This is a genomic window from Moritella viscosa (assembly GCF_900120065.1).
In the GTDB taxonomy this organism is placed as follows: Bacteria; Pseudomonadota; Gammaproteobacteria; order Enterobacterales; family Moritellaceae; genus Moritella; species Moritella viscosa.
This window is the reverse complement of the sequence record NZ_FPLG01000106.1, coordinates 1-12118: the sequence shown is the minus strand read 5'-3', so window position 1 is coordinate 12118 and position 12118 is coordinate 1. Positions and strand designations below refer to the sequence as shown.

Here is a 12118-nt window from a genome sequence, read left to right as displayed (position 1 = left end):
AAAGGCGTGCCTTCTCCTTTTGTCACCTTCAATTCATAGTTCGCTTTTTGAGCAAGAAAGTCACCATTTTGCTCTTCAGTCGCGGTGATAACCGTATCACCAACACCAACCATAGTAACCGCACCCGTATCACTATCTACCATCGCCACACTTTCTAACGACGAACTGTATGTAATAGTGCCACCATTACCGCCCTTTGCTGCTTGTGCAAAGTTATCATCCATAGTTATCTTTACATTACCACCAAAGACTAAAGGCTTACCGACTAATGCACCTACTAGTTCAGTCTCATTAGAAGACTCTTCATCACCTTTCTTTTGTGTCCCCGTTAAAGCAGCTGGAGTTACCGAAAATCTGATTTTTTTATTGTGCTCTAATATTGTCAGTCTATAGGTTAAGCCCGTTGCTTTGTCTATTGCTTCACCATCGGCATACCACTGATAGATAGATTTCGAGGCATCTTTCTTATCACCATCTACGTCCAAATACACATAAGCAGCCGTCAGTACATCACCCACTGTTGGTGATATTGCTCCTTCTGGAAGCTTGATATTGACATTGCTGACAACAGGAGCAGACCCTTCAATATTAATGACAATCTGATGTCCAACGCCATTTATACCCGCACCATTAACATACGAACCATCATCAACTTTAATTGTAATCACGTCGTCAACGCCAGATTCAATCGTATAATTAGCGGTCCATTTACTCTTGTCGCCAGCGACCATCTTCAAGCCATTTACTGAGCCCAGTACGCCAGAAATAGATGAGTATAATTTAATGTCTGTACTATCAAATCCCTCAATATCTTCCAAAAATTGAAACGAGAGAATAGACTTTTTAACACCCTCTAGTGTGACAGTTTCCTTTCCATCAGCAGTTATCTTTAGGGTAGGTGCTGGAAAATCAACAACCGTAACCGCTATATTCTCTTTAATCGCAAGTCTCTTAGCGAAATCTTCCGCTTTAATACTCAGTTTATAATCACCCGGGTTAGCTCCGGCTCTAAATTCAAAAATATACTCACCACTAGGTTGATCAGGTCGAGTCGTGCTACTAGCCTGGATAACATTAGAGCCTTGTGCCAATCTAGCGATGATAGAATTACCGTCTAAATTGCTATCACTAATGGTAGACCTGACGATATATCTATATCGATCTTGTCCATCAGGTGCTTCAAATGGCTGCTCCATTGAGATACCACTGATAACAGGTAGTTCCATATCAATGATCGCAGCAATACCTGCTGCTTCATATGTCTTATCACTAAGCGAGAAGGTCGATATTTCTCTTCCGATATTATCAAACACACTAACCGTTAGTTGATATACCCCTTGATTGGGAAAGATGAAATTTAAATGTCCATTGATAGTCTCATCAATATTACCCGCCGAAATAATCGCGTCTCCACCATCTTCAGGCGTTAAAGATAGTGAATATCTTTCAGCTTTAACCTTTGAATTTTCATCAGTTTTAACCGTAATTGAAAATGGCTGGTTCTGTTTTTCTAGTAATAATTTATAATTTATAATTTTAGATTCTTCAAATGTAACTGTTACTTCAGGCTTTCCTAATGGTACTTTTATCTTTTTATTTGTTTTCAGACCAACCTTATCTGTTGCTGTTACATCTACATAGATAAAGGCCGCATCTCCAATTTTGCTAATCGGTATATTCATGACGAGAAAATTTTCGTCTGAATTCTTAGTTACATCGTAAGTGGTGTTACCAATATTAGATCTATAGCGAACGTTCGCAATTTGGCTCATACCATCTGAAATATCAAAACCAATATGTATATCCTCGCCCTCTCGTGTTAACGATGTATGCTCATCAGCAATAATTGGTTTTTCATTATCTACCTGAAGCTTAATACTGTCAGAACCGATATTATCCCAATAATCAAAAACTGATACAGTTATAGGTAAGTTATGCCCTGCCAAATCATCAGGAATCGCAGATGTGAAAGTACTGCATCGATACTTAACACCTTTATCATCACTACATATTATAAATTTAGAAAATTTAGGAGATTTAGTGTCGTCAGTTAAGAATGAGTAAGTCGTATTATTTAACTGCACCTTAACATCAAGTAACTCAGAGTTTTCAGCCAATTTCGTTCTAAAATTAAATGCAATCCGAGTCCCCATAACCCATTGATTAGTTACTAGATTAGTTATATTCACAAGTGGAACTACGCCCGGAACATTTAATTTAATGACTTTGTTATCACCAAGCGTAACATTACCGGTTTGATCTGTTACATTTTTTAAACTAACGGTATGTGTTGTGGCGCCTGGTTTAATTATAGCTGTGTAGTTTTCTACAAATTGATAATTAAACGTCTTCTCGCCATTATTAGATTTAGAATAAGGTTCTAAACCTTCAAAGTTGTTATGAGTAATGAGGCGCGGTACTATCTCAGATTTAATGCCTGACAGCGCATCATTAACTTCAATGGTAAATCGTAATTTCTTTATTCCCTTTTCAATGAAAACACTCTTAGAATCTAACCTAAAGTTGTCATTGTTATTAATTGTTGGCGCTGTAACATCAATCATCTCAAATGAGAACTTCTGAATAACCTCGGTACCATTTCCACCTGTTGTTTTAGTGATGAGAACCAGAGGTTGCCCATCGAGATCCTCTGTAAACTCCTTAAATTTACATACAGGGGAACTTGCGCCTTCATAGCTAACATAAGGGGCATCTGTGTCTTTAGGTACTTTGCCTTCAGGTATTTTGTCTTCAGTCCAGTTGTCTCGGATCCAACATTGAAGCTTCTGTAAACCCGAGAAGTCATCCCCTGCCACAGAAAATTCAACATTCATATTTTTACCCGCACGATACGTGGAGAAATTGGCAGGTTCAGTTACACTAAGCTGGTAGCCGCCACGCTTTACAACGACAGTCCTAAATATACGGGTAGATTGACTTGCTTGCCCTGAATTAGTTTTAGTCGCATTGTATACATTGATATCAATACTATAGTTACCATCACTCTCTAACGTTAAAAGAGTCGTCCAGAGTGTAGGATCTTGTGAGTCTTGAACGAATGTTAAGTTACTCCCTTCGGCCTCATCGCCGCGTTTAAGTATCGCTTCGATCCTCGACACTCCACTTTCTGGATCATCAACATTAAGCACTAACGATAATGCCCCTTGCTGACTAATTACTTCGTTTTCAGGTATTAGATCCCCATTTGGATAGTTGATTGCAAGCGTGCCAGTTGGAGGCGTAGAATCAACTTTAACATCAAAAATTGTATTGCTTAAATTACCTCGGACATCTTTAGCCTCTATTTTTAGGTTAAAATAATCCTTTAATGTTGTGACGATCTGGGTTCCTGTTGGCGTAGTCCCGACTCCATCTGGAACACCTTGATATTCCCAATATTTCACCGAACCGGCCTCAATGGAATCATTACCAATATCGGTAATGGAAAAGTCGAAAATATAACCTGGTGCATAAAAATTTTGTTTATTATGACCATCTAAAGTAATAGTTGGCCCTTTATTATCAAAAATAGCGGTGATCGGCGCAGTATGGCTAATAAAACCATGTTCGTCTTCAGCTGTAACGATTAATCTAATTCGATCATTATCGCTTGGGGTTATTTTATCTGAAGCTGTTGTGTTTACTTCGATACTCAAGTTATCAACTTGATTAGGCTTAAAGCTTTTTATGATTTCGAAAAGGGTATTATCATCTAATTTCTGTGACAAGCTGATATTTGAAATTCTGGAGTCATCTGTCATATTTAAAATATTAACAAAAAATTCACGCCCAACAATAACAACTCCGTTAGTATCTGAAGGCGATACTGTATCGATAATAGCCGGAATATCAAACGTTACATAAGGACCTTCTTTGTCAATAATAAAGTGAACCTCACCATTACCGACATTTGCTGGATATGCACTATCTTCGGCTGCTATATCAAATCGATACTTCCCTTCGTGGTCTAATTGTTCAGCATTTAATTGCACTTTAGTATCAATTTCACTACCGATAAGGTATGCAAATCTGTCGCTACAGTCTTCCAAATCAGCACAAACAGTTAAATTATATGGGGCGATTTTATCACCATATAACGTAATAACTACGTTACCAGCATCAGAATGCGCAACATTCGTACCGTAATTAATAACCGAGTTAGCAAGCCAAATCTCATTACCGCCCAAGGTGATAGGAGCAGATTCATTAGATGTAATGACAGGTGGTGTCGAATCTATGAACACATTAAACGTTTGCACGCCAGTGTCCTTATGACCAATAGCATTACCCAGTTTATCTGTACCTGCTATGGATAGCTTCCACTTACCGTCATCTAAAGAATGTGATGATCTATCATCACTGGAGCAGACCTTAGTTTTACATAACGATATTGAAAATTTATTATTTTTAGTCTCCATTTCAGTAATAAGATATTTTTTATCATCATCTTTAAAACGTAAGCTACGAGAATCTTCACCTACTGCATCTGAAATATCAAACTTTAATACTTGTCGGTAATTAAGGTTGATATATGTATCATTAGAATATTTTTCATCATAAGGAGCCGTATATTTATAAAAAGGAGGGGAATTATCAACGATAAAAGTTGTACTGTGTTTACCCTTTAATTCATTGTAGGCATTACCAATCTCGTCAGATGCACTAATCAACATCTCCATTCTTTGAATATTCGGATAATTACCTGAAATTGAATCAAAGTTAAACTGGTATGTTTTTTCAAAGCGCCCAACTATATCAGGAACAACCGTTATTGATGTTAATTCTTGCGTAGCAGCTTCAGATGAGTCCTTAGCCCAAAAGAACTTAAATTCTGAGGATACTACACCTGATGGATCTGTGATGCCAACTAAAACATCAACCACATCTTTTATATACCAGCGTCCATCCTTATAAACATTATTGATAGCATTAATAGCTGTTTTAATCGTGGTTTTAATAAGAGGTTTGGTTTCATCAATAGATACACCCGTATCTTTAAATAATGGATCACCGTTTAATGTAGGGTATGCAGTTGCTATTGAGTTCGCATAATACATAAGCGTAATATCATTGATGTAACTTTCACTGCTGCCATCACCGAATTTTTCATGCACAAAATTAAAATAAAATTTAGCTAAATCACTTCGATACGTTTTAGGTCCCAGCTCCTTTCCCCCATAAGTTATTTGCTTACCATTATTTTCACCATCAATAAGACCATCTGAAAAATCAGCATAAAACGCTTTGGCGAAATCAACACTACTACCATGACTCGGTGCGTAATAATTTTCCATTTCCCCTAATGCTTCAACAATAAAACGGTGCTGATATGGCAGTGGGTACCCAGAAGGTACTCCATCTTCTAAATCTTCATTGGTCGCATAACTCGTCAATATTGGATTGAAGTGGAAAAAAGAACCGGTACCTAAAAACAAATTATTTACTAACTTTAATATGTCGCGCGCATTTTCGCTTGATTTGTCAGAGACATTCCAAAGCGAATCAAAGAAACCCGATTGAAAAACTGAAAGCTCAGTGAGATAAATATCATTAGAGCCGTTAACTAACGTATAGCCACTAATCGGTCCGTAGGGGCCAATACCTGTATCCGGATCTAAGTTAACACCAATCTGATCATCTTGACTCCATTGGTAAAATTTAACATTACCTCCTGACAATGATATTTTATGTACCTCTCCATCATAAGAAGTCTGAAGAGAACAACTTGCTAAATCTGTGGCTTTCGCTGATGGGTTATTTTTAAGTGCAACAGGCTTTAAATCACAACTACTAACAGATTGGAATGCTCCTTTATCAACGATTCTATACAGGGTCGCTTTCGCATCTAAAAATGGTGTAAATACAGTTACCACAGGTAACGCAAAGGTACTTCTAAATGAATATGTAAATACCTGATCTGATTTATTACCCGATTCATCCTTGACAGACACTGTAATTCGCTGAACATAGCCTTCCGATGCATGTTTAAATCCACTTCCAAATATATCTTTTGTAAATGGTATATAATAAGTAAGCCGTTCTAATTTTTCCCCTTCATTTAATTTTCCGATTGAGTTGTGGGGAATAACATGTTTTTTATCTTGATCGATATTTGTAATTGTATGTGTTGTTGTGATTTTATCAAAGCTTTTACCTGCTTCATACTTTACTGTCAAAATTAATTTTTCTGCCGATGTACCTGTATTATCAGCTAAATCATCGCTCACAGTGACTTTAATATAAGGTATTTTATTGTCGTCTAATATTTGAGCATTAAAATCAAGAAAGCTATCGGGCGTAATACCATCAATTGCTGTTAAGCCTGCTATTGCATACTTATAATCGATCTTTAGGTATTTTTCCACCCCCATATCGGTAAAGCTCTCTTGTCCTAAATAATCCTCAGATTCTTTAGGACCACCAGATGTCAAATCTAAAAAATTCATTTGCTTACTTGGAAATTCAATCGTCTTAATTGGTGACTTTTCATCAGAAAATACATTATAAGTTATTGATGATTTATTATTATTATTGTCTTTAACTTCAACTTTAAAGCCAGTAGTTCCATTACCTTTAAATACCGATTTAGGCATTGATACACTAAATCTACATATATTATCACCACGGTCAGATATACTATCAACACATGCTAGAGTCTCTGGCTCGCCTGAATTTACAGATAATTTTACGGGTTTTGCTATACCGGTCTCTGTGTCCTTAATAGTTCCCGCTAATATATAATCAAGACTCCCATCAGCATTTGGATTGTAAAGGGTTGGTGACACATCTTTATCTATCTCAATTTCAGGTGCTAAATTATCCCATAAGAACTCTATTGACTGGCTATCGCCTTTATTACCAAATACATCAGAAACAAAAAATGATATTCTCGCTTTTTGTACATTTATACCATCAAAATCAAGTTCGCGAGTGTCTACGTCAACATAAGAATAAAATACTTGCTGCCCTTCAACAAATGATGATGAGTCAAAATAACATAAGCCGCCGACTTCATCATTACAGGATGAAATAACATGCCATTCATCTTGTGAATCCTGATATTCAAATGCCAGTGAAACAGTTCTTATACCAATATAATCAGACACATCAAATTCGATGCGATCAATTAAGGATAATATCCCCCCCCCTCGTTTCGATACGACTGGCACATCAGAATCAATTGACAATCCACCTGTCCCAGAAATAACCTCAGAGTCTGGATTATTTAGTTGTTCAGAAAATTCATTATATTGATCTGCAGACGTTCCAGATTTATTTATTTCAGGATCATTAACGACTCGCAACATATGTTGAGCTAATTTATTTGTATATAGTTCAGCCTTAACGATTTGATGTCCAAATGAAATTGTTTGTACAAATCCATTATTATCCCAAATATTGCCGTCTAAAATACCATCTGACTTAACATCTAGATACTGTAAGACTGATAGGTTGTATGAACTGTATATATTTTTTTCACCTAGGGTGGATTCATTTAATTTTTCATATGCATATGAAGAATATGCAGCAAGAAGAGCACCATATTTATGCTGTTCTGTCACTTGTCCGCTTGACCCTTCTAGAGTTAGATCGAAAGGTCTAGTTGAAAATACGTCAAAGCCATATAGTCCCGAAATTTTAATCTTAGAATCTCTTATAGCAGCACTAGCATCAGCCTTATTCCAATCCATTAAATATTCAGTGAGTCCCGCGCTAAAATTAGTCAAAGGAGTAACCATCACATTATGGTTATTACCCTCAGAATAATTGATATACGTAATCAATTTAAGCGGACCATTAACGCTGGAACTATCGACAGGAGTCTTCGTATAAGGGTCTAAATACCCTCCGCCTACAGATTCAATATACACAGGCATTGAACCTGCCTTTATTTCCAAACTATATTCACCTTTCGAATTAGTCTGAACAAAGCCTAATAATTTACCCACACGACCATTTTTAAATTCGTAAGCACTCACTACTGATTTTGATACAGCCGCATCAAAAACGACGCCTGAAATATGTCCTACTTCACGTTCTGCAGGTTTTGATGACGAACTTTCGCCACCACAACCTACAATAAAATTGAGTAATAAAACTACTGATAAAACGCTTCGGATTTTCATGGTCGGATGTCTTTTAAGTTAATGAAAAATAAATGTAAAATATTATATTCATCCGTACACCAAAACGCAAAAAGGTAAAATACCTATCCAATCGGCGTAAAAAATCCGCATCACTTACACATCACCTACCAACCAACAGGCCGAACAATCAATACTATAGTTATAACAACTGTTAATTAGACGTTAATTAAAATATTATGAGTAAATTAAATAGCATTTAATTAATATAGCCGTGTAGTAGTCATTTAATTTAAGATTGTATACAATCAACAATATGAAACGTCCATTCAATCAAGAGCTATTTGATCTATCTGATTCGTTATTCTAAGCAGGCATGTACCAGTTGGTTTAGCGATCGACCGCTGATAATCTACTTTGATAGAACAATTTTTAGATAAAATAAAAAGCGAAACCGATTTGACGTTATTTACAGTCATTGGTTTCGCTTTTTCGTTTCTATTAAATTAGCTGTTCACAACTATTGAATTAATTGCTCACGCAGTTTAGCCACTTTATCACGGGTTTCACTGGCTTTTTCAAACTCCAAATCTTGTGCATATTTATACATTTGTTCTTCTAAGCGCACGATCTCTTTACTGAGTTCTTCTGGGGTAAATACCGCATACGTTGCTTTTTGCTCTGCTATATGCATCATTTCTTGCTCTGGTGTTCTACCAATTCTCAGTGAATCACCCACTTTCTTATTTAGGCCTTTTGGTGTAATGCCATTTTTCACATTATGCTCATGCTGCACTGCTCGACGACGCTCAGTCTCACTGATCGCTTTATCCATCGATTTTGTGATCCTGTTCGCATATAAGATAGCTTTACCTTCTAAGTTACGAGCAGCACGACCAATGGTCTGGATCAATGAACGCTCAGAACGTAAGAAACCTTCTTTATCAGCATCCAAGATAGCAACCAAAGAAACTTCAGGCATATCTAGACCTTCACGCAGCAAGTTAATCCCAACCAGTACATCAAATACACCTAAACGTAGGTCTCGAATAATTTCGACACGTTCAACGGTATCTATGTCAGAGTGTAGATAACGAACCTTAACGCCATGATCAGCAAGATATTCAGCTAAGTCTTCGGACATACGCTTAGTTAATGTTGTTGCAAGTACCCTTTCGCCCTTTTTTACACGTATATTAATTTCACTAAGTAGGTCATCGACTTGAGTATCAACAGGGCGCACTTCAATAATCGGGTCCAATAATCCCGTCGGCCTTACGACTTGTTGAACGATTTCACCTTCACAGCGATCCAGTTCATATTGGCTTGGTGTTGCAGACACATATAAGGTTTGTGGTGAAATAGATTCAAACTCTTCAAACTTAAGTGGTCTGTTATCCAACGCTGACGGTAAACGGAAACCAAACTCAACCAATGTTTCTTTACGTGAGCGGTCACCTTTATACATAGCCCCAATTTGCGGTACGGTTACGTGAGACTCATCAATCACTAATAAGCCATCGGCAGGTAAGTAGTCCAACAAGGTAGGAGGCGCATCACCTGGCACACGTCCAGATAAGTAACGCGAATAGTTTTCAATACCGGAGCAATAACCAAGCTCTTGCATCATCTCGATATCAAACTGTACACGTTGACTCACGCGCTGTTCTTCAATTAACTTGTTTGCTGATAATAATTGTTTTTTACGCTCTGACAATTCAACCTTGATGTGTTCAATTGCATCTAAGATCTTTTCTCTTGGCGTAACATAGTGCGTCTTAGGATAAATAGTCGCGCGTTCAGCAGTCTTCTCAATAGCGCCTGTTAATGGATCAAAATAGCTAATACGTTCAATTTCATCATCAAACATCTCAATCCGCACCGCATGCTTATCTGATTCTGCTGGATAGACATCGATAACTTCGCCACGTACACGGAATGTCGAACGTTTAAAGTCCATATCATTACGCGTATATTGCAATTCAGCTAAACGACGAATGATACTGCGTTGGCTGATAATTTCCCCCACAGACACATGTAACATCATTTTGAGGTAAGACTCAGGATCACCCAAACCATAAATGGCTGAAACAGATGCTATAAGGATCACATCACGACGCTCTAGCAATGCTTTTGTCGCTGATAGGCGCATTTGTTCAATGTGTGCATTTACAGCTGCATCTTTCTCGATAAAGGTATCAGTGCTTGGTACGTACGCTTCAGGTTGGTAATAATCGTAGTAAGAAACAAAATACTCAACCGCATTATTAGGGAAAAAATCTTTCATCTCGGCATAAAGCTGTGCGGCAAGCGTTTTATTTGGTGCCATAAGCAATGTAGGACGATTTAATTGCGCAATCATATTCGCGACAGTATAGGTTTTACCCGAACCTGTTACGCCTAATAAAGTTTGACTGGCGACACCAGCATTAAAACTATCAACCAGCTTTTCAATCGCTTGAGGCTGATCACCACTCGGGGTATATTCAGAACATAAATCGAATAAAATCGTCATTATTTAAGATCACAACTCGGCTTTTTAATTTATATATCCCCATAATACCAATTTACACTTAGTGCGCCATAAGTATTATCTGCCCTCTTGATAGTTTGATGGATAATGCGCACACAAAATCAAAATTTAATATAAAAATAAAAATGTCAAGCAGTTATCAACAGATTTTTAAAATTCTGCACTTTCATGGTTATTTTTGATACAAGCATTTGAATTGATAAGTTATCAACAGACTTAAACTCAAATAAAAACACCCAACACATTGATTTAAATCCAATTAAATTAGAAACCACTAACTAAACAGCTACTTTTCAAAATCCCTAAATTAGTTGCTTTTTTACTTTTACAGATTTAATCAACAGAGTTACCCACAGATTTAGTGGATAACTCAATAAAAAATGTCATATTCACAAAGTTCAGTAAAAAAGAAACATACCCTTGTGTATAAAATAAAAATTAAACTTGTTTAGTATCGCCCATATTTATAAAATCAATTCGGTATTATTAAATATCTCTGCTATATAGAAAGAAGTTAGAGTATAGAAGGTAGGTACAATATTCTCCGGCATCGAAATACTGCAATATTTAAATGCTTGTCGTAAAAATCAATTGTTTACTAAAACTACGCTATCAATATTTCTTAGGCATCATCGTTCAGTTATTCGACAAAAAAAAAGCAAATAACAGTTTTAGCCGTTTTATTATTGACAGTAGAATCATCTAACCTTAATATTCGCCCCGTCTTCGAAACAAAGACAAGTAATTCCCCTTTAGTTCAGTTGGTAGAACGGTGGACTGTTAATCCATATGTCGCTAGTTCAAGTCTAGCAAGGGGAGCCATATTTTCTTTCTTTAACAGAGAGAGTAACAGTTAGTGATTTATTACATCATTAATTGGCTTCATTAGAAGCACACAACTTATTAGCTTCAAGAGAAGCAAACGAATAATTCCCCTTTAGTTCAGTTGGTAGAACGGTGGACTGTTAATCCATATGTCGCTAGTTCAAGTCTAGCAAGGGGAGCCATATTTTCTTTCTTTAACAGAGAGAGTAACAATTAGTGATTTATTACACTGTATTAATCTACAGCGTATGTATCATTAATTGGCTTCACTAGAAGCGCACAATTTATTAGCTTCAAAAGAAGCAAACGAATAATTCCCCTTTAGTTCAGTTGGTAGAACGGTGGACTGTTAATCCATATGTCGCTAGTTCAAGTCTAGCAAGGGGAGCCACATTTTCTTTCTTTAACAGAGAAAGTAACAATGAGTGATTTATTACACTGTATTAATCTACAGCGTATGTATCATTAATTGGCTTCACTAGAAGCACACAATTTATTAGCTTCAAAAGAAGCAAGCGAATAATTCCCCTTTAGTTCAGTTGGTAGAACGGTGGACTGTTAATCCATATGTCGCTAGTTCAAGTCTAGCAAGGGGAGCCACGTTTTCTTTGTTTAAAAGAGAAAGTAACAATTAGTGATTTATTACACTGTATTAATCTACAGCGGATGTAACATT

General features: G+C 36.8%; 2 protein-coding genes and 4 tRNA genes. 4 read left to right on the top strand and 2 right to left on the bottom strand.

What is annotated here, in order from left to right; translation table 11 throughout:
* Both BT797_RS16985 and uvrB read right to left on the bottom strand, forming a co-directional pair.
* Window positions 1-8126 (bottom strand): Ig-like domain-containing protein (locus BT797_RS16985; protein ID WP_075472911.1); only part of this gene is annotated, 8126 nt, incomplete at its 3' end.
* Window positions 8127-8604: 478 nt separating this feature from the next.
* Window positions 8605-10599: an excinuclease ABC subunit UvrB gene (gene uvrB, locus BT797_RS16980; protein ID WP_045110937.1), complete on the bottom strand. Its 1995-nt coding sequence runs from the start codon at window positions 10597-10599 to the stop codon at window positions 8605-8607.
* Between the two features lie 764 nt (window positions 10600-11363).
* Between uvrB and BT797_RS16975 the strand changes: the two genes are divergently transcribed.
* The 4 genes from BT797_RS16975 to BT797_RS16960 all read left to right on the top strand — a co-directional run bounded on the left by BT797_RS16975 (window position 11364) and on the right by BT797_RS16960 (window position 12042).
* Window positions 11364-11439 (top strand) — tRNA-Asn (locus tag BT797_RS16975).
* Between the two features lie 109 nt (window positions 11440-11548).
* Window positions 11549-11624: transfer RNA gene (locus BT797_RS16970), tRNA-Asn, on the top strand.
* Between the two features lie 133 nt (window positions 11625-11757).
* Window positions 11758-11833, top strand: a tRNA-Asn gene (locus tag BT797_RS16965).
* A gap of 133 nt (window positions 11834-11966) precedes the next feature.
* Window positions 11967-12042 (top strand) — tRNA-Asn (locus BT797_RS16960).
* The last annotated feature ends 76 nt before the right edge of the window (window positions 12043-12118 follow it).

Coding starts and splice junctions, on each gene's coding strand:
- uvrB (WP_045110937.1), bottom strand. CDS start 10,599: ATGACGATTTTATTCGATTTATGTTCTGAATATACCCCGAGTGGTGAT.